The organism is Klebsiella terrigena, assembly GCF_006539725.1.
Lineage (GTDB): Bacteria > Pseudomonadota > Gammaproteobacteria > Enterobacterales > Enterobacteriaceae > Klebsiella > Klebsiella terrigena.
Window position 1 is genome coordinate 473,481 of sequence record NZ_BJNO01000001.1, and the last position, 21,970, is coordinate 495,450.

Annotated in this window: 22 protein-coding genes and 2 pseudogenes; 10 read left to right on the top strand and 14 right to left on the bottom strand. The window is 52.0% G+C overall.

Annotated features, from left to right (window positions below; all coding sequences use genetic code 11):
- Positions 1-379: 379 nt before the first annotated feature.
- Positions 380-820, bottom strand: a complete 441-nt coding sequence (locus RTE01_RS02255) for a GNAT family N-acetyltransferase (RefSeq protein WP_069476558.1) — start codon at positions 818-820, stop codon at positions 380-382.
- A gap of 119 nt (positions 821-939) precedes the next feature.
- Between RTE01_RS02255 and RTE01_RS02260 the strand changes: the two are divergent.
- Both RTE01_RS02260 and RTE01_RS02265 read left to right on the top strand, forming a co-directional pair.
- A pseudogene (locus tag RTE01_RS02260) lies at positions 940-1,137 on the top strand (histidine phosphatase family protein); the annotation flags it as partial.
- 69 nt (positions 1,138-1,206) lie between these two features.
- Positions 1,207-2,127 carry a LysR family transcriptional regulator gene (locus tag RTE01_RS02265; RefSeq protein ID WP_041145686.1) on the top strand — a complete coding sequence of 307 codons (921 nt, stop codon included), beginning with the start codon at positions 1,207-1,209 and terminating at the stop codon, positions 2,125-2,127.
- On the opposite strand, the gene RTE01_RS02270 is transcribed toward RTE01_RS02265, so the two are convergent.
- Positions 2,124-3,818 (bottom strand): thiamine pyrophosphate-binding protein, encoded by a 1,695-nt coding sequence (locus tag RTE01_RS02270; protein WP_123552271.1) that lies wholly within the window; start codon positions 3,816-3,818, stop codon positions 2,124-2,126. The genes RTE01_RS02265 and RTE01_RS02270 overlap by 4 nt on opposite strands.
- A gap of 301 nt (positions 3,819-4,119) precedes the next feature.
- Here RTE01_RS02270 and RTE01_RS02275 point away from each other — a divergent pair.
- Positions 4,120-4,275 (top strand): annotated as a pseudogene (locus RTE01_RS02275) (diaminopimelate epimerase); the annotation flags it as partial.
- 131 nt (positions 4,276-4,406) lie between these two features.
- A complete protein-coding gene (locus RTE01_RS02280) occupies positions 4,407-5,300 on the top strand; it encodes a LysR family transcriptional regulator (RefSeq protein ID WP_134526169.1) in 894 nt (297 codons plus the stop codon).
- 61 nt (positions 5,301-5,361) lie between these two features.
- Here RTE01_RS02280 and RTE01_RS02285 read toward each other — a convergent pair whose 3' ends face one another.
- Positions 5,362-5,949: a LysE family translocator gene (locus tag RTE01_RS02285; RefSeq protein WP_134526172.1), complete on the bottom strand. Its 588-nt coding sequence runs from the start codon at positions 5,947-5,949 to the stop codon at positions 5,362-5,364.
- 381 nt (positions 5,950-6,330) lie between these two features.
- Positions 6,331-7,224 (bottom strand): LysR family transcriptional regulator, encoded by an 894-nt coding sequence (locus RTE01_RS02290; RefSeq protein ID WP_041145690.1) that lies wholly within the window; start codon positions 7,222-7,224, stop codon positions 6,331-6,333.
- Positions 7,225-7,393: 169 nt separating this feature from the next.
- On the opposite strand from RTE01_RS02290, the gene RTE01_RS02295 reads away from it, so the two are divergent.
- The gene (locus RTE01_RS02295) at positions 7,394-8,587 is read left to right on the top strand and encodes an MFS transporter (RefSeq protein ID WP_141334628.1); all 1,194 of its coding nucleotides are present in this window, start codon (positions 7,394-7,396) and stop codon (positions 8,585-8,587) included.
- A 137-nt stretch (positions 8,588-8,724) separates the two neighbouring features.
- Here RTE01_RS02295 and RTE01_RS02300 read toward each other — a convergent pair whose 3' ends face one another.
- Together RTE01_RS02300 and RTE01_RS02305 are read right to left on the bottom strand one after the other, a co-directional pair.
- Positions 8,725-9,186 carry a GNAT family N-acetyltransferase gene (locus RTE01_RS02300; RefSeq protein ID WP_115192635.1) on the bottom strand — a complete coding sequence of 154 codons (462 nt, stop codon included), beginning with the start codon at positions 9,184-9,186 and terminating at the stop codon, positions 8,725-8,727.
- Positions 9,187-9,262: 76 nt separating this feature from the next.
- Positions 9,263-9,865, bottom strand: coding sequence for a helix-turn-helix domain-containing protein (locus tag RTE01_RS02305; protein WP_041145692.1), 603 nt, complete (start codon positions 9,863-9,865; stop codon positions 9,263-9,265).
- Between the two features lie 43 nt (positions 9,866-9,908).
- Here RTE01_RS02305 and RTE01_RS02310 point away from each other — a divergent pair, with 43 nt between their 5' ends.
- Positions 9,909-10,613, top strand: a complete 705-nt coding sequence (locus RTE01_RS02310) for a B3/B4 domain-containing protein (RefSeq protein WP_141334630.1) — start codon at positions 9,909-9,911, stop codon at positions 10,611-10,613.
- Positions 10,614-10,970: 357 nt separating this feature from the next.
- Here RTE01_RS02310 and RTE01_RS02320 read toward each other — a convergent pair whose 3' ends face one another.
- A complete protein-coding gene (locus tag RTE01_RS02320) occupies positions 10,971-11,777 on the bottom strand; it encodes a helix-turn-helix transcriptional regulator (RefSeq protein ID WP_141334632.1) in 807 nt (268 codons plus the stop codon).
- A 103-nt stretch (positions 11,778-11,880) separates the two neighbouring features.
- On the opposite strand from RTE01_RS02320, the gene RTE01_RS02325 reads away from it, so the two are divergent.
- Positions 11,881-13,335 carry an MFS transporter gene (locus RTE01_RS02325; protein WP_141334634.1) on the top strand — a complete coding sequence of 485 codons (1,455 nt, stop codon included), beginning with the start codon at positions 11,881-11,883 and terminating at the stop codon, positions 13,333-13,335.
- Positions 13,336-13,606: 271 nt separating this feature from the next.
- On the opposite strand, the gene RTE01_RS02330 is transcribed toward RTE01_RS02325, so the two are convergent.
- Both RTE01_RS02330 and RTE01_RS02335 read right to left on the bottom strand, forming a co-directional pair.
- A complete protein-coding gene (locus RTE01_RS02330) occupies positions 13,607-14,998 on the bottom strand; it encodes a M24 family metallopeptidase (protein ID WP_141334636.1) in 1,392 nt (463 codons plus the stop codon).
- Positions 14,999-15,012: 14 nt separating this feature from the next.
- On the bottom strand, positions 15,013-15,774 hold the full coding sequence (locus tag RTE01_RS02335) for a DeoR/GlpR family DNA-binding transcription regulator (RefSeq protein ID WP_134526175.1): 762 nt from the start codon (positions 15,772-15,774) through the stop codon (positions 15,013-15,015).
- A 244-nt stretch (positions 15,775-16,018) separates the two neighbouring features.
- On the opposite strand from RTE01_RS02335, the gene RTE01_RS02340 reads away from it, so the two are divergent.
- Positions 16,019-16,918, top strand: coding sequence for a LysR family transcriptional regulator (locus tag RTE01_RS02340; protein WP_115192629.1), 900 nt, complete (start codon positions 16,019-16,021; stop codon positions 16,916-16,918).
- Here RTE01_RS02340 and RTE01_RS02345 read toward each other — a convergent pair.
- Together RTE01_RS02345 and tcuC are read right to left on the bottom strand one after the other, a co-directional pair.
- Positions 16,893-17,699 (bottom strand): substrate-binding domain-containing protein, encoded by an 807-nt coding sequence (locus RTE01_RS02345; protein WP_041145699.1) that lies wholly within the window; start codon positions 17,697-17,699, stop codon positions 16,893-16,895. The genes RTE01_RS02340 and RTE01_RS02345 overlap by 26 nt on opposite strands.
- A 14-nt stretch (positions 17,700-17,713) precedes the next feature.
- The gene (tcuC, locus tag RTE01_RS02350) at positions 17,714-19,009 is read right to left on the bottom strand and encodes an MFS transporter (RefSeq protein WP_115192627.1); all 1,296 of its coding nucleotides are present in this window, start codon (positions 19,007-19,009) and stop codon (positions 17,714-17,716) included.
- A gap of 403 nt (positions 19,010-19,412) precedes the next feature.
- Here tcuC and RTE01_RS02355 point away from each other — a divergent pair, with 403 nt between their 5' ends.
- The gene (locus tag RTE01_RS02355) at positions 19,413-19,628 is read left to right on the top strand and encodes a DUF6500 family protein (protein ID WP_041145701.1); all 216 of its coding nucleotides are present in this window, start codon (positions 19,413-19,415) and stop codon (positions 19,626-19,628) included.
- A gap of 50 nt (positions 19,629-19,678) precedes the next feature.
- Here RTE01_RS02355 and RTE01_RS02360 read toward each other — a convergent pair whose 3' ends face one another.
- Positions 19,679-20,227 (bottom strand): GNAT family N-acetyltransferase, encoded by a 549-nt coding sequence (locus RTE01_RS02360; protein WP_041145702.1) that lies wholly within the window; start codon positions 20,225-20,227, stop codon positions 19,679-19,681.
- A 266-nt stretch (positions 20,228-20,493) separates the two neighbouring features.
- Here RTE01_RS02360 and RTE01_RS02365 point away from each other — a divergent pair, with 266 nt between their 5' ends.
- Entirely contained in the window at positions 20,494-20,727 is a 234-nt protein-coding gene (locus RTE01_RS02365) for a DUF6434 domain-containing protein (RefSeq protein WP_134526178.1), read from the top strand.
- Between the two features lie 148 nt (positions 20,728-20,875).
- Here the strand turns inward: RTE01_RS02365 and RTE01_RS02370 are convergent, their stop codons facing one another.
- A complete protein-coding gene (locus RTE01_RS02370) occupies positions 20,876-21,280 on the bottom strand; it encodes a YdeI family stress tolerance OB fold protein (protein WP_041145704.1) in 405 nt (134 codons plus the stop codon).
- 145 nt (positions 21,281-21,425) lie between these two features.
- A complete protein-coding gene (locus tag RTE01_RS02375; protein WP_141334638.1) occupies positions 21,426-21,932 on the bottom strand; it encodes a ferritin-like domain-containing protein in 507 nt (168 codons plus the stop codon).
- Between the last annotated feature and the right edge of the window lie 38 nt (positions 21,933-21,970).

Below are 21,970 nucleotides of genomic sequence, written 5' to 3' on the forward strand. Positions count from 1 at the left end.
GGCATGTACTGATGGAGGTAAGTGGCGATAGCCGAGGATGAGATCGAGTTCAATTTCAACACCTGATAAGGGATGATAACTAATCTGGTCCCCACGAAAACCACTCATACTTTGAGGCACGACAGAGACACCTCCCCCACAGACACCAATGACAAAAAAGCATGCATTCCATATGCTTCCAGCCGGGTTTAGCGCCAGGGCGGATAACCTGCAGATAAAAGCAACGCCCCTCAGGCATTGGTCACAAAATAAAGGGTTCACCTGCGAGATGCCCTATTCAGGGGCCTTACTGAAGACCGACGATAAGCGCGCGCTGGAAGTTTGAGTGTTTTGCAGACCGCTCCGTGCCAGCAGCGGACGTTGCAAAACTGATGGGGAATTAGTTAGCAATGGGCATGTTAGCGAGGAGTTTAACAAGACGTTTTCTCACTTCCTTATAACCGTTGCTTTCATAAAACTTGTGCGCTCTGACTCTTCTTTCACTGCTTGAAAGCTCAATCTGAGAACATCCCTTATCCAGGGCGATTCGCTCAGCGGCGATGAGAAGTTTCCGACCGATTCCTGCCCCTCGCGACGATTCATCTATGACCAGAGCTGAAATTAATGCCCATAAGCCGTCTTCATGAACAGGCGTGATAAAATTCACCACAATAACCCCGTAGAGCTCCTTTTCTGATTCAGCAACCAGGATACTAAGATTGGTATTCGTCTGATTAATATGTTGTTTTAAGCGTTCAGCATCTGTCTGATAGCCCAATTGTAAAAAAAGTTTGTTTAAAGACGGTATATCTTTTAATTCGGGTGCCCTAATTAAGGTCATTGCCATTACCTTCTGCAGAAGAGTTGAGTAAAAATATCCAAATTTCGCTAAAGTTGCCAGGACAGATCGTCGCTTAACGCAGCTTCTCAGCGCCCCACCCGCTCCCTGTCAGAAGCGAGAGCGTATGTATTGTCACGCATAGGCAAGTCAGTCAGGGAGTACTGGCGGTGCCTAAAGAAGGAACTATCGATAACTTTTCGCGGTACGCTCACCCCAATGCAAGTTACTCTGTACTCGATTTCTGGGATGGGAAATGCATAGCCGTCAGATGGGGTATTGCCACACACCTACTTCCACTCGAACACCAGAACGCTTAACTTCATGTGAATATCCGCCCTGCAAACAAGTGATACCATAGAAGGTATGAACCTGCTTCAGGAATGCTCATGAAACCGACCCTTAATCAGTTGATTAACTTCTGCACTGTTGCTGAAACCGGAAACATCGGCAAAGCCGCCAGTAAACTCAATATTTCGCAGCCTCCCTTAAGCCGACAAATAGCCCAGCTGGAAACCATCCTCGGTGCAAAGCTATTTAAGCGGGCCGCTAAAGGTGTCAGTTTAACCCTTGCCGGAGAGCAATTTTTGGTGGACTGCCGCGCGGTGCTGGTAATGCTTGAGCAGGCCTGTAATAACGTACGGGCAGTAGAATCAGGGCAGAAAGGTGTTCTGAATTTAGGTGCAACAATGTATGCCAGCTATAGCGTTGTGCCTCATGTTGCCATGCAGCACCGGGATACCTATTCTGATGTGGAATTGCATTTTCAGGAGATGGTCCCCTCTGATTTAAATGCCGCATTACAGGATGGTCGATTAGACGCGGCAATCAGCTTCTCCGAGACGGCCACTCCGGGGATTCATTCACTGGTGCTCTTGCGTGAGCCGCTAATCGCCGCCCTTCCTGCCAATCACCCCCAGGTTCAAAGCGAGCATTTCAGGCTTGAATCACTCTGTGATGACCCATTCATCACTGTTCCGCGCCAGAGCGCACCGATGCTCTATGATTCCATCCTTCATCAGTGCCTCAAGGCCGGATTTAGCCCGCAAATAGGGCTGGAAGCCTCCGTGCAGCAGTCTGTGATGAATTTTGTGGCCCATGGCGTTGGTGTGGCGCTTATTCCCGCAAGTATGGAGAATGCCCAATTGCGTGGTGTGGTTTACCGGAGGCTGGAAAATCCGAATATGGTGGAGAATATGCTGATGTGGTCGACAAAGAACAAAAACCCGGCTTTACCGGGTTTTGTGAACCTGTGCCGCAGTATCAGGGATAAACTGGATGCAGCACAGGCCGGACGGATTACCAATTAACTTTTACTGATGATGATTTCGATCACGTTAGGTTTGCCACTCGCCAGTGCGGCCTCAACTGCCGGGGCGATATCCCCGGCACGGAGAACTTTTCTGGTTTCCAGTCCCATCGATGCACCCAGTGCCTGATAATCAACTGCCGGATTAACCAAATCCATTGCGATAAAGCGTTCTGTTTGCGCCGAAGTATAATCTGCCTGTGAACGCATGAAGTTTTTCAATACGTTATATTCCGTGTTATTCATTACAATAAAGGTCACCGGCAGTTTTTCATGTGCGGCCGTCCAGAGAGCCTGAGGGGAGTACATCGCAGCGCCGTCTCCCACAAAGCACACCACAGGCGCTTTTCCCAAACCGAGAGAATAGCCCACAGCTGCTGGCATCCCCCACCCCAGACCACCGCCACGTAAAAAGGCATATTGATCCGCGCGGCGACTGTTGAGTGATTTGCGAAGCGAGCCGCTGGTTGCAATCGCCTCGTCAACAATTGCCACATCTGGTCCGATCGCCCTTGCTGCCTCAAACGCAGCCACGAGTGGCGTAATTACCGTAGCAGATTGTTGTTCCTTAACCTCCCCCAGCAGACTTTCTTTAATCAATTCAAACTCATGAACCGCGCTTTCAAAACGACGTTGATAATCACCGCGATGGTTTGCCGTGGCTTTTTCCAGTTCGGGCAGTAGCACCATTAACGATGATTTAATATCGCCAACCACTGAGAGTTCACTACTGTAGGTGCGTCCCAGGTCGCCCGCATCGGCTGATAACTGGAACACTTTACACTGGTCCGGTACTGCCTGACCTTCTGTATAAAGAATGGTTATAAGCGACTTACCGCCAAGTGCAAAAATAGCATCGTACTGGCTTAATGCTCTGTTAATTTCCGTCGCTTTAGTGGACAGGTTGCCCCGCCAGAGGGGGTGTGCTGTTGGGTAGGGGATCCGGTTTGGCCATGTTGAACCGTACACGTCAGCGGCAAGCATCTCAGCAAGAGCAACAACCTCGCTGGCCGCTTCACTTTGGTAAATTTCGTCGCCGGCAATCAGTGCGACCTTACCCGGAGTAAATGCCGCCAGCTTACTTGCCAGCAAAGGTAACGAACCCGCGACTGCATTACGGTCAATAGTGGAAGGCGCCCCGATCCCGATAGAACTCATCGCCTCCATCACATCCATCGGAAGCGACAGGAAAACGGAGCCTTTCGGTGCAGCGTCAGAATCGTGGAAAGCCCGGCGAACTAATACCGGTAGCTGGTCAACGTGGGTAACCTCCTGTGACCATTTAGCGAACGTTTTACCCATACCGACCAGATCACCCAACAATAATGGATCGGTTGTCGTGTGGCGTAAATCCTGCTGCCCCGCTGTCACCACGAGTGGTGTCTGTGAACATTTTGCATTCAACAGGTTTCCCATGCCGTGGCCTAAACCACCGGCGGTATGCAGATTCAGAAATCCTGTTTTTTTTGCTGCCTGAGCATAACCGTCCGCCATGGCAACTGCACTCGCTTCCTGCAGAGCTAACACGTACTGAATTGACGGTTTTCTTAACAGCGCATCCATGAAGGGCAGTTCGGTTGTACCTGGATTACCAAACACATATTCCACCCCTTCACTTTCCAGAACCTCTAACAATACATCACCGCCACGGCGTGCATTGGCGTTCTGGACTTTAGTTATTGCGTTACTCATAGAATGATCACCTGTATCTGCGTATTAGTTCGCCCTGTCTGGCGGGTGATTCAATCTTAATAACAGGTATGACATTCTTTCCAATACTATAATGATGCTCAGTCATACCTTTTTAGGTATGGAGGTAGTCCGCTTTCCGTTGGGAAATGTAAAGTGTTCTGCGTCGAAGAGCTGGCTCCACGCCCCGTCAGCACAGTGCCAGAAACGGACATTGCAGTCAGCAACTTGTTGCTTTATCCATCCAGCCAGTGAATGTATTGTAATGCGCAATAGAATCAGCGGCTCTGGACTAACCGGCTCCATGACAGCTTTACTCCTTCATAAATATCACGGGCCAGGTCATGATTCCCTGGTATGCCATCGTTCCGTTGCTGAACAACTGAGCAACGAGCAAATTCGTCTCCTGTGCCACCGCCACAATGGCGTAGGCTCTGACGGTCTGCTGATCGACGGTGGCGTTGCCCGCCTTGGTTAATTTGCCCGAGGCGTTGAGTTATCCATTGAAGATTCAAGGATCGCGAGTAAGATCCTTGAATCATTTCCGCCGATCCTCAGACTTAAAATTACTTAGTGAACACAGGAATATAAATGATTGATGACATCCGTTACCTGATTGTTTTTGCAAAAATTGTAGAGGCTGGATCAATTTCAGGTGGTGCAGAAGCTTTAGGGCTTACTACCGCGACGGCAAGCACACATCTATCTAAGCTTGAGCGAAATCTGGGAAGTGCTTTGCTATACAGGAATACCCGAAAACTATCCCTGACTCACGATGGCGCAAGTTTGCTCGAGACCGCAAACTCTATGTTAGAACTCTATGAAAAGGGATTTATCGAGTTTAAGCAGCGTTCTATTTCAACAACCAATAAGCTGCATATTTCTCTCCCTGCAGTGTTTATAAATAGTGAATTCACTCGCCATCTTGCAGATTTCATAAAAGAATACCCGGACGTTTGCCTGAATATTTCTTATAGCGACACGCGTAAAGATATCATTGCCGATAGTATTGATGTTGCATTTCGAATTGGCGAACTGCCGGACAGCTCACTCAAAGCGCGGCATCTTTTTGTATTGCCTCGCCGCGTTGTTGCGTCAAAGAAATTCCTAAGCAATTACCCACCTGTCAACCATCCTGATGACTTAGAAAAAATGCCCTGGATTGGCCTGAGTATGCGACAGGACAATCGAGAGTTCAGGCACAAAAATGGAGAGGTAGCTTTAATCAAGTACACGCCAACGGTTTACGTTGATAATGTCGAAGCTGCCTACACTCTTGCAAAACAACAGGTTGGGCTAGCGGCTCCCCCTTGTTATCTCGGCAAGGAGGATATTACGCGCGAAGAAATGCAGGAGGTTCTCCCCGACTGGTCATTAGAGCCACTAAAAGTTTATGCAATTTGGCCTTCCAATATATCGACCAGCAGTATCGCCTACACATTAATCAATAAAATTCACCACTCTTTTGAATCGCATAAATTATGATTAATATGAAAAATACATTAATTCCTGGAAATCAAATACAACCAGTCGTTAACATCGCCGTTCATTGGGAAAAGAGCATGTAGCAGGCAGTAACAATCAGCAATCCGCCCATCAAGAAATTAAAAGTACGGATGCGCTGGGTGCTGTTAAGTAATATCGAAACTTTATTCCCAAGAACGGCCCATGTAGCCAATGAGAAATAACACACCAGAAAATAGATGATGATGAAGACCGTCAGCGGAGTATTGTTTGAGGGTTCAGAAAACAATACCACCCCGGATGCGCAGGCGATCCAGGCTTTGGGGTTGAGCCATTGAAGTAAAAAACCTTGTACGAAACCAGGGGTCTCTGCTTTTGTTAATGATAACTCAGGTCGGGATGACGCTATCTTATAACCCAGGTATATTATAAACGCCGAACCGGCAACGTTGAGGTATTTGAAGAAGAGTGGATATTTCTCAATGATCGCATAGAAGCCAAAACCGACGAATATAAGTAATAGAGTAAATCCTATTGTCGCACCTGAGACAAATGGGAGCGTTTTTCGAAATCCATGGCTCGCCCCTGATGATATAATGACCATATTGACTGGACCAGGCGAAATTGACATGGTAAGGGAGAACATAAACATTGCAAAAATTAAGATCATTTTCTCTCCGCATTCTTATAAATGCACAATCTAATACAGCTGATTTTTATTGCCCGACGGCATTCCTGTTACCCTAGTAGACTATAGAAAAAAGACGGCCAGATTAAGCGGGTTTTCTGTAAAGCTGTATTTGATTTTTTCACATAATCGATTCAATAGATCATCCAGAAACTTAATTAACTCATTATTATTTGCGCGTTTCGTAGGTTCAGTCTGCAACAATGATGCTTCTACTATCATGCGATGAATACGGCATAAGGTCCGCTGCTCGCGGATAGCCGGCCTTCCGCCCCCTCCCCCAGCCCGCCTCATGGCAGACTGCTCGTTAGCTCCTGACGCTTCCGGGCGCAGGATTCAGGATTCAGGATTCAGGATTCAGGGTTATGGCAGCGTCAGCCGATCCTTTATTTCATCAAACAGGGCAATTAAATGATCGGCGACCACTCTCACTCGCCGCGAGTTGGCTAAGTCGGAATGCATCACCAGCCATAGGGTTTGATCGACGCCGATCTGCGCATTCACGCACTGCAGGCCGTTTTTCCTCGCCATAAAGTGCGGCAACACGCCAAGGCCTATGCCGGCTGACACGGCCGCCAGCTGTGCCACCAGCGTGTTTGCTTCCATCCGGCACGGCCTGCCGCGAAGCGTCCGCGTCACCCAGCGCGCAGCGGGCAGATGCTGATGAGATTCCGGCCACCCGATATACTGCGCGTGGCTGAGCGCCGCGTCAGCGGGCCCTTCAGCGCACGTTTTTAGATAGCCGGCTGCGCCGTATAGGCCAAATCCCACGCTTCCGAGACGCTTCAGCGTCAGATTTCCGCTATCGGGCTTGACCATCCTGATAGCCAAGTCGGCGTCCCGTCGATGCAGATTGACGGATTGCACGCCGCTGAGCACTTCCACCCGCAGGTCGGGATGCTTTTCCATCAACGCGTTGAATGAAGGCAATATAAAATGCGCGGCCAGATTATCCGACGTAGCAAGCCGGACATGGCCGGCAACGTGCCCCTGCTGCCTCGCCATCTCGCCAAATGCCAGTCCTGCATACTCAAGCGCCTCGGCGTGTTCCAGCAGAGCCTCGCCATCATCCGTTAACCGGTAGCCGCTCTGATGTCGACTGAAAAGGGGGACAGCCAGCGACTTCTCAAGCCGGTCCAGCCTTCTTGAGAGGGTGGCAATGCCCATATCCATGCTTTCTGCCGCGCCGCTTAGCGTACCCGCGCGGGCGACAGCCAGAAAAACACGCGTATCGTCCCAGTTAAAATCTGCTTTCATCTTTTTCCGTTTATGGAAAACGGCTCTCCGTTTTCAGGGCTGTTTTATCACTTATCTCAGGATGATACTGCACGCCACGCCACGAGATGGCAACGAGGAACGACGCAGAAATCCGATCGCATCGGCTAAACCAATTTTTTTCTCCAATTTTTCCAGGGATATACATTAAATGAACGACAGCGTTTTACAGGTAAACCCGGTGCCCACGCGCGCATGGCTGGCGGTAACCGCACTTGGGATCAGCGCATTTACGATTGTGACCAGCGAACTGGCGCCCGTTGGCATGCTCAGCGCGCTGGCGAAAGATTTACAGCAGACGGAAGCGGGAGCGGGTCTTGCCGTTACCGCCTACGGCTGGGTGGCCGCGCTTGCCGCTTTGCTGGCCGGTGCGATCCCTCCCCGGTTTTCACGCAAGGCGCTGCTGATTGCGCTAATGCTGATTCTGGCGCTCTCCTGCCTGGCGGCGACGCAGTCACACACCATGCCGACGTTTATGACGGCACGGATGACAGGAGCAGTCGCACACGGCGCTTTCTGGGCATTAATTGGCACCGTGGCTATACAGCTGGTTCCGGCCGATAGACTGGGGCTGGCCACTTCAGTTATTTTTTCCGGCGTTTCAGCGGCCAGCGTACTGGGTGTTCCGCTATCGAGTTTTATTGCCAACATGGCCGGATGGCGGCTGGCATTTACCGCGATAGCCCTGCTCTCATTGGCTACCGCCGTGGCGTTACTCTGGACGCTTCCCGCGCTGGCGTCACCACAGCCGCTGAGGCTGAGGACTTACGTCGGGATATTTAAAAATCCGCTGCTGCTTTCACTCTTCGGCGCCACGGCCTGCATTATTTCCGCCCACTTTGCCGCCTTCACATATCTTGAGCCCTTGCTGACTCAGACCCACGGGATACCGACGGCAACTATTTCAGTTCTGCTGCTTATTTCAGGACTCGCCGGACTACTGGGGAATCTCATTGCCGGCAAACTTATCGATCGACATATCAAGATCCTGATTATGACTTCACTGCTGCTAAGCGCAGGCGCGCTGGGTATGCTGGGCATGAAGAGCGGATCATCGCTTCCGATCTGGTTCACCGGTACGCTGCTTGCAATCTGGGGAGCAGGAATAGCCATCGTGTTTGTTGGCTTACAAACCTGGTTGCTACGTAGCGCCGGAAATACGGCGCAGCCCGCATCAGCCGTCTACGTCGCTATTTTCAATGCCGCAATCGGTACGGGCGCGCTTGTCGGAGGTCTGGTGTCGACGAGAGTTGGCCTTCAGACAATGGCGTTACTGGCAGCGGCCGTCATGGTCTGCAGTATGGCACTGATTTGGATGCTGAAAAGCCCGGCAAGGCTGAGGTAATGCTCAAGCGGCGCCCCCCTTTTTAGAAGGGCATAATCGACAAATAAAAAGATAAAGGAGCCTCCTGACAGGCGTTATATTTGCCACGGGAGGCCCGCTGTGTGCCAAATGCGGATAATGAGTGCGGCCGGGCCGTTTTATTTTTTTCCGGGTTGACGATAAATGTCTGGTCGATTGATCTGCCAGACAAAATCTTGTCGGTTCAACGGGAGATACCCCAGTTTCTGGTATAGCCAGGGGGCGCTGTCGGTGACCAGCATTATCCGTCGCAGGTGTGACATCAACGGATGGGCTTGACAGCATTCAATCAGCCAACGACCAAGGCCACTCTTCTGATAATCATTCAGCACGTAAACGTCGCACAAATAACCAAAAGTGGCATAGTCTGTGACCAGACGGGCGAAGCCGATTTGTCTTGTTCCATCCAGAAGCGCAAAACAAAGGCTGTTCTGGACGGATATCCTGACCGTTTCAGCATCAATGCCGGGCGCCCAGGACGATTGCGAGAGGTAATCGTGAATGGCTTCCAGCTGGAAAAAAGCAGGATCGGTTGTGACAGTAAATTGGTCTTTGGTAAAACTCAGATGCTGATTATCCACTGAACGTATCCTTCTGTACTTACTTGTGATGAGGCAAGTCATACTGGTGAGGGCTGGTTTCTATATTGGGCCACACTCAGGATGCTTTTTCATGTACCGTCATGATGAAAACCAGTGGGCTTTCCCCCTGGTTTTCATAGAAATGAGGAAGGTCCGTTCTGGCCGTTGCCGAACACCCCGTCTTCACCAGATACAGATGGTCCTGTACGCCCAGAGTGAGCGTGCCCGTCTGAACATAAAACAGTTCAAGCGTCCCTTCAGTGTGACCGGGGGAAGCAAACTTTTCCCCCGGCTGCATTTCCCACATCCAGAGCTCGGTCATATCAGGGCCACCCGACCCTGCGAGCAACCGTGCTCTCCCGCCTTTTTCCCCTTCCCATAGTTCTGGGATCTCATCTTCAGCAATGAGATGCACGGTCGGTTTGGCGCTGACATCCACAAAATCAGCCACCGAAACGCCCATCGCGGCAGCCAGGCGGCATAACAGGGCAATGCTGGGATTTGCACGGCATCCCTCAATCTCAACCAGCGCTCCCTTGCTGACGCCCGCCCGACGGGAGAGTTCATCGAGGGATATTTTCTTTTGCTTACGATACAGCTTAATCCGCTGAGATACGGCTTCATTCACGGTGCTGACGATAGAGTTCGCATCGGTCATTATATTGACTTTTTTGGTCATTGGTCATTATCATGGGATAAATTGGTCATTACAGGATTATCACGTGCTAACAGTATCTCCGTCAATTGCCCCTGAAATTTATCGTATTGCTCCAGGTTTTCGCGCACTCAGTATCTCCGTAAAAGCTGCGCCAGTGCTTAACCCCGATATTGGAGAAACGGCGCTGCGGGAAGCATGTGAAGCAGTTCTGGCCGGTGAGCCTGAATGGGCGGAATCTCATCTCGCCGCATGGGCCGACGTTTTTCCAAAGTTTGGCGCAAAACCTAAACGCACCCCTTGCTCAGCGGATGCGTTACGTAAGCGCGTATTACGTGACGGAACGATGCCAGCGCTCGATCCCATCGTTGATCTTTATAATGCCGTTAGTCTTCGCTACGCCGTTCCGGTTGGTGGAGAGAATATCTCGGCCTATCAGGGGTCGCCGCGTCTGGCGGTGGCAAAAGGAACAGAGCCTTTTGATACCGTCAAAGAGGGTGAGACCGCCGTTGAATTTCCTTCACAAGGCGAGGTTATCTGGTGTGACGATATCGGCGTGACCTGCCGTCGCTGGAACTGGCGACAGGGGATCAGAACCCGTTTAGGCGTGGAAGCTCAGCAAATGTGGTTCATTCTGGAGAGTCTGCCGCAGATGCCGCTGGAGACGCTTCACGAAGCCGGGAAGATGCTGACCGACGGCCTTGAAAAAATGATGCCCGGTCTGTGGTTTGAAGTTGCTCTCATCGAAGAACAACACCAGGAAAATCATTGAGGGGAAACGCTTATGTTTACCGGCCTGTCGGCGTTTCCATGAACCCCAGTCACCGCCGGCGGCGTGGCTGAAAAGGGCTGTAGCCATATTCTTTCCCGTCTTACTGAAGCGCGATGGGCATCCTGGGGGCAACCGGAAGCTACGCCTGTCTGACCCGGGAGCAGCGCACGCGCATAGCCACTCTGGCAAAACAGCATGCCGGGATCGTGGTCTGGTAGTAATCAAAAGGCCATTCTTCACGGCATAACCGTCCGAATACACTCACGGGTTTTAACATGCTCACCGCCAGGGAAAATAAAATCCGCCTCATCAGACAGCCCTCAATCGGTGAGAACTTTTTCGCTTAGCCCTCCCCTTTTATTTTTCATTTAACCCTGGTTCTTTCTGCTGTTGCGCATAGACGACCAACCTCAGGTGTCGGTCTTCATCAACGGTCAACGAGGTAAATTCATACGCTATCGATTTACCGTCTACCCGCAAATGGCTAACGCCGCTGCATTGCGCATGAACCTGCTGTTGTCGCCACCAGATGTTGAACTCAGGCGAAACCTGTTCCAGCTCATCCACTAGCCCGGTAATGTCTTTACTCTGGCTGGCACGGGTGAAATCGCGGCGAAAGCTCGACAGCATCAGCGGAGCCTGTTCATCCCAGTCCACCATCCGTTGGCGAAATGCCGCGTCGGTAAACAGCATCCAGAGCAGATTGCGCCGCTCCACTGGGTGGTTGCCGAAACGGAAAAGCGCATCCGCAGGGGCATTAAAACCCAGCACGTCCCAGCGCAGGTTAAGCACGAAAGCAGGATGCGGCAGGTCGTGCATCAGGCGGCGCACGAGTGATGGAAGCACGCACCAGGTTTTTCCTGGTTCAGCGGGAGGTCGCTCATGAGCGAGCATAAACAGGTGGCGACGTTCAGCCGCATCAAGTTTCAGCACTCTGGACAAATTATCCAGAAAGATGGCCGACACCCCAATATCGCGCCCCTGCTCCAGCCACGTGTACCAGGTTAAGCCCACGCCGGCGAGTGCAGCGACCTCTTCCCGTCGAAGCCCCGGCGTCCGGCGACGGTTCCCGCTGGGGAGCCCTACCTCGGCAGGCGACAGGCGTTCCCGATGCGCCTTAAGGAAAGCCGCCAGGTCGGGGCGTGTTCGATTCAGTGTGCGCATGGGTTATCTCGTTGCTTTTAGTAATAGCATAATGTGTTAAATTGTAATGGTTTAATGATAAAGAGAGAATCGTCGCATATTCTTCTAAACATGGATATGCAATATGAATTCAAACCTTTGTTTAACGCCCTCTCCTCAACGCATCGCCAGTAGAACGCCGCCCTGGGCCGGGCTGTCAGTCTTGCTGCTGGCGGGTTTCGTCACCATTTTTGATCTGTTTGTGGTAAATATTGCCATCCCCACTATTCAGAGCGGGCTGGGCGCAAGTTTTGCGCAGATTGGTTTTATTGTCGCAGGTTACGAGCTCGCCTTTGGCGTTTTATTAATTACCGGCGGGCGTCTGGGGGACCGGTTTGGCCGCCGTCGAATGTTCATCATCGGTATGGCCGGCTTTACGCTCGCTTCGGCGTTTTGTGGGCTGGCAGCCAGCCCGGGTTATCTTATCTGCGCCCGGGTTTTGCAGGGACTGGCAGCCGCACTGTTGTTCCCTCAGGTCTATGCATCCATCCGCGTTAATTTTGATGACAACGACAGGCGCAAAGCCTTTGGCCTGCTGGGGATGATCCTGGGGCTGGCCGCCATTGCCGGGCAAGTTCTCGGCGGATGGATGGTTCATGCGGACCTTTTCGGCCTTGGCTGGCGTAGCATTTTTCTTATCAACGTGCCGGTAGGAGTACTCGCCATTATTACGGCGCGATGGATCCCAGAGTCCTGCGCCCCGCACCGGCCCCGACTGGACTGGGCGGGAATGGCGCTGGTCAGTACGGGACTTGCGCTGCTGTTGATTCCGTTGATAGAAGGCCCCGAACAGGGCTGGCCTCTGTGGAGTCTTTGCTCACCGCTGGTGGCGCTTGCCCTGCTCGGTCTTTTTTACCGGCAGCAGGAAAGTCGCCGGGTCGCGGGTCTTTGGCCGCTGGTCGATATGCGCCTGATGGCCCAGCCTCGCTTCGCGTCAGGGGCACTACTGGTGCTGCTGGTCTACTCAACATCCAGCTCATTTTTTCTCTGTTTTGCCTTGCTGATGCAAACCGGCCTCGGTCTGAATCCGTTCCTGGCGGGAGCTATTTTTGCCCCCTGTAGCGCAGGGTTTGTGCTGGCATCGCTTGCCGCGCCGAAACTGGTGGCCAGGTGGGGAACCTCTGCCCTTGTGGTCAGTGCGCTGATTTATGCCGTCTTCATCGCCGTATTGATTGCAGAGGTTCAGATGGCGGGCGCTGAACTGGAACCCATCCGTTTGATCCCAGCGCTCATCATGGTCGGTGCCGGTCAGGGGTTAATCATGACGCCATTGCTAAACCTGGTGCTGGGTTTCGTGGATGAATCAACGTCAGGTATGGCATCCGGCATTGTCTCAACCGTCCAGCAGGTCGGTGCAGCGCTGGGTGTCGCCGTCGTCGGCATTCTTTTTAAGGCTGCACTTTCAGGGACGCACGCAGCGCCCGACGCCGGAATCTATGCCTCCGCCTTTGTGGCTGGCATGCTCTACAACCTTGGCGCAGCCGTGCTGATATGGCTGTTGCTGCTGAGGCTGTCAAAAACGCAGCGGACGCCCCGCTAACGTTCTTCGGTCATGCGTTTTAAATAATGAAGCGCGCGGGTAGCGATGTTGAAAACCTTTGCCAGCGCTCAACAATATGCGCGCTAGCCGCCCAAAGCAGCCGTCAGCCTGACGATTGTTCGAGGCTCGCTGGACGAAAAAAAACCCGCAGAGATATAGCGGGCTGATTCAATAGTGCAAAATCCATTTAATGCAAACAACATCACAATAACCGGGTGTTATTATATGACTTCCGTCACAAAAACACGCCTCCCTGTTTGGGGGGGAGAGGTTACTGAACGGCAAAAGCCTTATCTTTCGCCAGCAAGAACGGCCGCAGATACGCCACCGTATTCGCCAGCGGGATCACCTCATCCGCAATATTAATATGAAGCACATTACGGATGTACTCGCGGCGAGCGGCGATACGTGCCCACAGTTCAGGATAAGACGCCTGGATTTTTTTCTGCAGCGCCGCATCGGCTAACGCCACGCTCTCTTCTGCGCTGACTCCAGTATAGCCCGCTACAGAGGGAATAATATCGATCTGCATAATCATCCCACTCTTCAGCGTTTCCTCTGAATGACGGTAGACGGGAGAGGACATCCACTCCTCATCCGCGCTGAGGTGGCCCGGATTGAGGTGCCAGCCGTATTGTGCTTTCGGCAGAACTGACTCAACCAGATCGTACAATTCGCCGCCAGGCATCCCTGTTTTGATGTTTTCCAGCCAGCTGACGACTGCCGCAAAATACGGTTTTGCCACCCGATCCAGATAATCTTTCTGATTTTCAGGGAGCTCGCTCTCGTCTGCTATCACGAAGCCGGTGCGGCTGGATAGCCCGCCCTTAAAGCCGGTGGTCAGTGAAAGAGGATTGCCGCGTTCCACTTTTTTATATGTCGGGTAGAAGTTCGCTTTTTCAAAACGTTGACCGGCTGCTGCAATTGTCACAACGGTTTGATACTGCCCTTCTGCGGCCAGCAGCGCACCGAGTTCGGTTTCACGAATACCCGGTTCTACCGCGTTCATGGCATCCAGAATAGAGTTGGAAGCCAGATTTGCGCCGTACTCATAGTGGGCAATTTCGTTTTCATTATTTGTGCTTCGGGCGCCTTTATCACCGCGAATAAACAGATGGGCGGCATTTTCGAGGACCACGTTTGGAGCGATGCTGTTTTTAACAGCCTCAACGATAAAATAAGGCAGGTCGAAATAGGCCTTATTATCGGCCAGGGTAGAGGTGAACATTTTCCAGCCGACCAGGCCAACTTTAGAGCGGGTGTGCAAGCCCGACTCAATGAACAGCGCTTCAAGCGACTTTTCGTTATCCATTGGCTGGTTAGGCAGAGAGAAATACGGGCAATGCTTCAGGGTAACCGGGATACGGCAATAGTTTGCCATTTTCAGGTTCTCATTTCCCAGAACAACCGTTGCGCTACCTGATTTGTCGAGGATCAGCAGGCCTTCCTCAAACCGAGGAACAAACCCGGTCAGGTACTCAAAGTTACCCCCGTGCTCTTTATCCGCATAGATAACGAGCGCATCGAAACCCTCCTCATTCATTCTCGCCAGTACTTTATTTTTTCGTTCGAGCATAGTTGCATCGCTTAAAAATACAGGGGAGACACCGGTGAATTTGCGCGGGGGTTCGACAGTTTGCAGCTGGATATCTTTAGAGTACATAATTTACCTCGCAATCAAGTAGCGGTCAGAATCAGTTCGACGTCGCTTTCCTGCAACGCCTGAATAAAACTGTCATCAGGACGCATATCCGTAATAAGACAATCAATCAGAGACAGGTCACACACCTTGAAAAAGCCTGTGGTATTAATTTTGCTGTTATCTGCCAGGGCGATGACCCGAGTTCCCTGCATGACCATCTGCCTTTTCACCAGGCCTTCTTCTTCGGTATGAATGAAAACGCCTTTGTCAGAAATGGCGAAAATTCCCAGCAAAACATAGTCAACGTGATATTCAGCTAATTTCTGAATGGTTTCACTGCCGAACAAAAAGAGCTGCTCTTTGTGCAGTTTCCCTGGCAAAATCTTCACATCGGCTGTTGCATTTTTAGCCAGCCGGTTGGCATTGGTTAAAGAGTTAGTTATTGCCAGTATGTGCTTATCAGCAAGTTTAGGGATAACGGCTTCGACCGTGGTCGACGCATCAAAAATGACGCTGGCGTTATCCTGGATTAACTCAGCTGCTTTTTTAGCAATCTGTTCTTTAACCGGGTTAAGGGTTCCCGAGCGCTGGCTGTAATCAAAAATCAGGGCATCACGGCTGTTGATCACCGCCCCGCCATGAGTCCGCTTGATGACATTGTCCTGTTCGAGCCTGATCAGGTCACGCCTGATGGTGTCTTTAGACACCCCCATTCGCGAGACAAGTGTTTCTATCGAGACACTTTTGTTCTCCTGAATGATTTTTTTAATTCTGTTTAAACGATCTTCAATGAACATAGTGAACTCCTCGATGCAAACAGCCTGGCACGGACTGCATTATTTTGCAATCTTTAGATCAAAACAGCATCACAAAATGCAAAATAATGCTTCTCGATGCAAGAAGTCGCGATGCCCCCCAGTCATGACCTGACGCTACGCGCCGTAGCGACAGCCGGCGCGGGTATTATGTTGCCGTTATCCAATATGTGACTATCATCTTTCCCTTAAGCTTTTATCGTCTCTAAAAGGATTGTCCGCCGCTATGCCCGTTAATTTTGATCTCAACGATCTTTACGCCTTCCGGGCGCTGGTTGAATACGGTAACTTTCGGCGTGCCGCGGAGTCCATCTGCCTGTCACAATCGGCATTGAGCCGCAGAATAGAGAAGCTGGAATCCGCGCTGGGCATTAAATTATTCGACAGAACGACCCGCCGCGTCACCCTGACGCTTTATGGGCAAACCTTTGCCGAGCGTTCGGATCAGCTGCTGGCAAACGTTGAGCTGGTATTAGCGGATATCGACAAGGTCAGCCAGGACCGCGTGGGGCTGGTCACCGTCGCTACGGTGCCCTCGGCGGCCTACTATTTCATGCCTGACATTATTCGCCGCTTCCAGACCCGCTATCCACGGGTACGCGTCAAGCTTATCGATAGCAGCGCAGGAAACGTCATTGAAGCGGTTGCCAGCGGCCAGGCCGACTTCGGCATCTCTTTTGAGATGAGCATGCAGCCCAATATCGAATTTTTACCGCTGGTGAGGGACCCCTACGTGGCCGCCTGCCGACGAGACCACCCTCTCGCCGGTAAAAAAAGCCTGACCTGGCACGAGTTTTATCAACAGGATTATGTCGGGCTCGATAAGACTTCCGGCAACCGCAATCTGCTCGACAAGATGCTGGAACACATCATTCCACAGCGTCCCAGCATTTGTGAAACCCGCCACGTGACGACCATGCTGGGTATGGTTGAAGCGGGAATCGGCATTGCCGCCGTTCCCGCGATGTCGTTGCCGACGATAGCGCATTCGGTGCTCACCCACCTGCCGCTGACGGAGCCGCAGGTGATGCGCACGGTGGGACTGATCAGGCGCCGCGGACGCATGCAGTCCTACGTCGCCGCCGAGCTGGAAAAACTGCTTACTGAACTCTATCGCGCGGTTTAAGCGGCTGCTCTGCCTTCACGCTTCTCATACCGGTGGTTCGAATGACGCTTTGCGCCTCGGCGGAAGAGAGGAAATCCAGCAGCGCTTTACCCTCCCGGCGATGATCGGCATTGGCGGTTACCGCGCCGGCAAAGCGCGTAATGTACTGCAGGTTTTCCGGCAGCTCGCCAATAAAGGTCACGCCCGGAACGGGAAGCAGCTCACTGACCTGCTGGAACCCGAGCGTATAGGTTCCTTTTGCCACCTCGGATGCCACAGGAATGCGCTCAATCATGTGCGCCTTCTCTTTTACCTGCTCTTCGATACCCAGCTTTTTGAAAAGCTGGCTGCTGACATAGCGGCCGCTGGCGCTATCAGAATACGCAATGGATTTAGCATGCAGGAGCGTATCGCGCAGCTCCGCCGTCGTTTTAAACCTGGGTTGAGGAGCGCCTTGCTTGACCACCATGCCAATCGACGAGTCGGCGAGCTCCACGCGCGAACCACGCTGTAGCCAGTTCTCTTTTTGCAGATTATCCAGCGCCTCGCCCACCATGATCACCACATCGGCGCGTTCGCCGCGCGCCAGCCGCGCGGGAATGGCCTGAGGTGTTTTACCCATTGAGGGGCCGGACACCAAAATGATGCTATCGCCGCTGGCTGCTTCAAATTGTGGGGCCAGTTTCTCCAGCGCGGCTTTGAAGCCGCCTGAGATCATGACGGTGACGTCTTTTGCCAGCACCTGGGGGCTGACAACAGCAAGCACCAGCGCGACAGGGAGTAAAGGATTCATTTTTTTCATTATCTGCCCTCTGGTTAACCTGCTGCTTGCAGCGATAGCGCGCTGCGGCGATAGAGATAAAGCGTCGCCAGCAAGGCGCATACGGCGGCAAAGCTCATCCAGTAGCCGGGAGAGGCCTTATCGCCGGTGAACTCAATCAACGCGGTAGAAATAACCGGCGTAAATCCGCCAAAAACAGCGGTTGCCAGGCTGTATGCCAGTGAGAAACCGGCGACCCGCACCTCCACAGGCATAATCTCGGTCAACGCCGGGATCATCGCGCCATTGTAAAGGCCGTAGAGGAAGGAGAGCCACAGCAGCACCGCCAGCATCATGGAAAAGCTGGGGGCATTCGCCAGCAGGCTAAGCGCAGGATACGTGGAGACCAGGGCCAGCAAGGCCATGCTAATCAGGACCGGCTTGCGGCCAAAACGGTCGGACAGCGCGCCGCCTACCGGCAGCCACAGGAAGTTGGAAATCGCAACCAACAACGTCACCAGCAGGCTGTCAGAAGCGCTGAGCATCAGTACCTTCTTACCGAAGGTCGGCGCATATACGGTTATCAAATAGAATGCGGTGGTGGTCATGGCGACCATCAGCATGCCGGCGATAACCACCTGCCAGTTAGCTAACAGGGTTTTAAACACCTCGCGCATTGCCAGATGGTGGCGGCGGCTGGTGAACTCCTCGGTCTCTTCCAGCCTGCGGCGCAGGAAAAAGATGAAAGGCACAATCAGGCAGCCGAACAGGAAAGGCAAACGCCATCCCCATTCACGTATGGCGCTTTCTTCCATGACGGCATTCAGCGCAAAACCCATGGCTGCTGCCACCATAATGGCCACCTGCTGGCTGCCGGATTGCCAGCTGGTGAAGAAGCCTTTGCGCCCTGGGGTGGCTATTTCAGCCAGATAAACCGACACGCCGCCCAGCTCTGCGCCTGCTGAAAAACCCTGTAATAAACGACCCGCCAGCACCAGCAGCGGCGCCCAGAGTCCAATCGTTTGATAGGAGGGGATGAGGACAATCAGGAAGGTGCCCGCGGCCATGATGGACAGCGTCACGATCAGCCCTTTACGTCGGCCAACTTTATCAATATAGGCGCCCAGTACGATGGCGCCGACAGGACGCATCAAAAAGCCCGCGCCAAAGACCGCGAAAGTCATCATCAGCGAGGCAAATTCGCTGCTGGCAGGAAAGAAGGTATGCGCGATGTAGGTGGCATAAAATCCGAACAGGAAAAAATCAAATTGCTCCAGAAAATTGCCAGAGGTTACGCGCAATATCGCGCTGGCTCTGCCCCAGGCCGTCATGCTTGCGTGAGAGGAATGCATCTTAATCTCCAGTTAGTTATTGACGCTTTCACCGCGCCTGTTGCAGCAGACTGGCTCAGTAAAATAAAGTAAATAAGCGCAATAAACTCATGGACTGATGCGTTTGTCGCATGAATCAGGTTTAACATTTAGTTACGACAAGCTGTAACGGGCCATTAACAAAATTAACCTGTAGCGCCGTACTCCCTGCAGGCTAAAAACTTTATGCATTTTTTGTGACCGGGTTCATGTAAGGTGTAAGCGCATAAAATAGCGGAATTTGACGCAGCAAGGCGCGTTTGGGTCCTCTCAGGGCGCGCAGGAGAAAAGCATTTCCCCTGCTTCTGCATGACCTGCATCGCCGTCCGCGGCCGCGAATATTATTTGAAACAGTCTGAGATCTTGCGAATAAACAGGAGAGCACGTGCGGGCAGCAATGAAGGAAAAAATCATCACCACCTGTGATGCTAAAATCGTGGCTAAGGGCAGTAACGTGGGGCTTTCATTCTATGCCTTTTTTGCCAATAAAAATGATGACCCTGAGCTGCTGATGGAGGTTGCGCACTGGTGGATCATGGAGATGAAGCTGGATCATTTTGAAAAGGCAGAAAAGATAAAAGCCCTCGTTTTAGATATGTGATGAACAGACCGGCCTGCTGCGCACGTGTATTAGCTCACGGCTGAGGCCGGTCAGCCTCGGCTCTGACGGTTCCATTCCTCTCTGGTGATTTCCCATAATTCGGAGTCCAGCTCTCCCTCTATATACTGTTTCTTACCGGTTTGAATCAGGCGCATCCCGTCATTCAGCGATATTTTTTTGGAGGCATCATTTCCGCTGGCCTTCGGCGCTCGCAGGACTTCCCGGTTCAGAGAGTTAAACCAGAAATCCGTCACGATACGGCAGGCTTCGGTCATATAGCCTTTGCGCCGCCACTCAGGCACCAGCCAGAACCCGCGATTGTTGTCCTGCTCATCCGAGAGGCATATATGCCCAATCATCACCGACGGATCTTCCTTGCGCCTGATTGTCCAGTACCATGCCGTTCCTCGCTCTGAGGCAGGCAGCGCAATCTGGTTGACATAACGGCTGGCGCCGTCCTGCGGAAAAGGCCACGGAAAGCCGGCGGCAAGATAACGAACAATCTCCCATTGCGGAAATATTTGCTGAATCTGCAGGGCATCTTCGGCCTGAAGCGGTGGAAGATAAAGACGTGAAGTTTCCAGCATTGGCGTTTTCATATGTCATCCATAAACGATTAAATAGAGGCTCAACGATCAATAGCATCATGCCCGTTACTGAGAGATTTTCACTCTCTTTTTGCTCTCTTTTTGCTTTTTAACCGACTCTCTCTCCCCCGTCATTCACCGTGCACTTTTATTCCAACGGCGTCAGATATTCCTCAGAGGCCGTTTTTACGCGAGAAGCGGATATTTCAACATTGCTACCCGTTGGGTTAAGTTATAGCACTGCGTCTTAGTGATGACTGACCACGGGAGCGGGAAAGGTGAAAATTGACTGGCATAGTACATTGCTCACACGTACTACCGTTGTTGATAAAGAGTATAAGAATACGCAAAACGTCCGCCGCTTTATGCTCAAGGAGTGTGGGGAGGACTTTCGGTTTGACCGTGAATTCATGGCATGGATCCGTAACGATGTCGCCAAAAGTTTGGGTGACGTTGTCGATGAGTGGAAGCGCAGGCAGCAACGCCAGAAAGAGAGTGCCCGCCTCCGCTGACTGATTTGTGGATCTCCAGCGCCGCGTCCAGCCGCAGGCGATAGCGCTTACCTTTTCCACGCGGCCCCGAGGATAATCAGAATGGGTGAAAATCGCGATAAGCCTGGACGCGAGCCGCGTCAAATAAATCAGCCCGCGCGACCCGGCTTTACTCTGGCGCCTGCTTTTGCAGCCTGTCGACGCGCACGACGGGCGGTGTCATTTTGGTATCCAGGCTACCGTTGATGCTAACCAGATGGTCAGGCTTCACTTCTTGATCGGTAAAAACAGCGGCCGGAATTATCGCAGTAATTTCTCCCGTTTTATCCCGCAGAATATAGCGGTCATCGCCCTGACGTTCGATAAGATTACCGCGCAGCGAGATAGTGGCGCCATCATGCATAGTTTTCGCATGCTCCACGGTCATTATCCTGGCGTCCTCCATGCCGCGATACCCGTCATCCAGCTTATGCGGCGGCGGCGGCGCCGCGTTACCGTTAAATCCACCCTTCTCATCCGCATGTGCGTTCAGCGTTGCTAATAAAGAGATAATTAAAATCGGTATTATTTTCATCACGCCCCCGATAAATTTAAGATGGCCTGCTCGCCCACTGCCCTGATGACTGGATACTTCAATACGCGTGCGGTACTCTCCCCACCGGCTGCGGCTAATAAAGCCGCCGTCTTATACTGAGACGACGAAATAGCCCCTTCGAGGATTATCTCTTAGCGTCAACCCCGGGCGTTTGCGAGCGCAGAATATACTGTTCTGTAATATCAGGGATATGGTGCAGCAGCCAATCCGCCATTCCTCGCTCCTCGGCAAGAATCCTCTGCAGCTCGGGAATAGAGTGAACATCACCGGCCTTTTCCGCTGCCGTTATCAAAGAGGTATAGCAGGCTATTTCGAACTGCTCGAAAACATAGCTACTAATAACGCCTTTAACAATTTCGTCTTCCGGAAAAATGCCGCCAATAGATTGTCCTAAGGCCGCAATTTTGCTCATTGAATCCTTTAATACCGAGCGGGAAATTTGATTGCGCGAAATAATCCCTTCAAGCAGCGTAATTTGTTGGCGAGTTTCATAAAGATGCTGTTCAATACGCGTACCTAATTCCGGATAATTATTGACGCGTTTCGCCATTGATTTAAGCATCGACTCAGCCTGTTTTTCCATAGCGTGAGCATCCCGCAGCCAGTCGTGATAATTCTCAATGTCGGTCATAAAAACCTCTTAATGCTGTAGGGGTTATTGCTGGAATA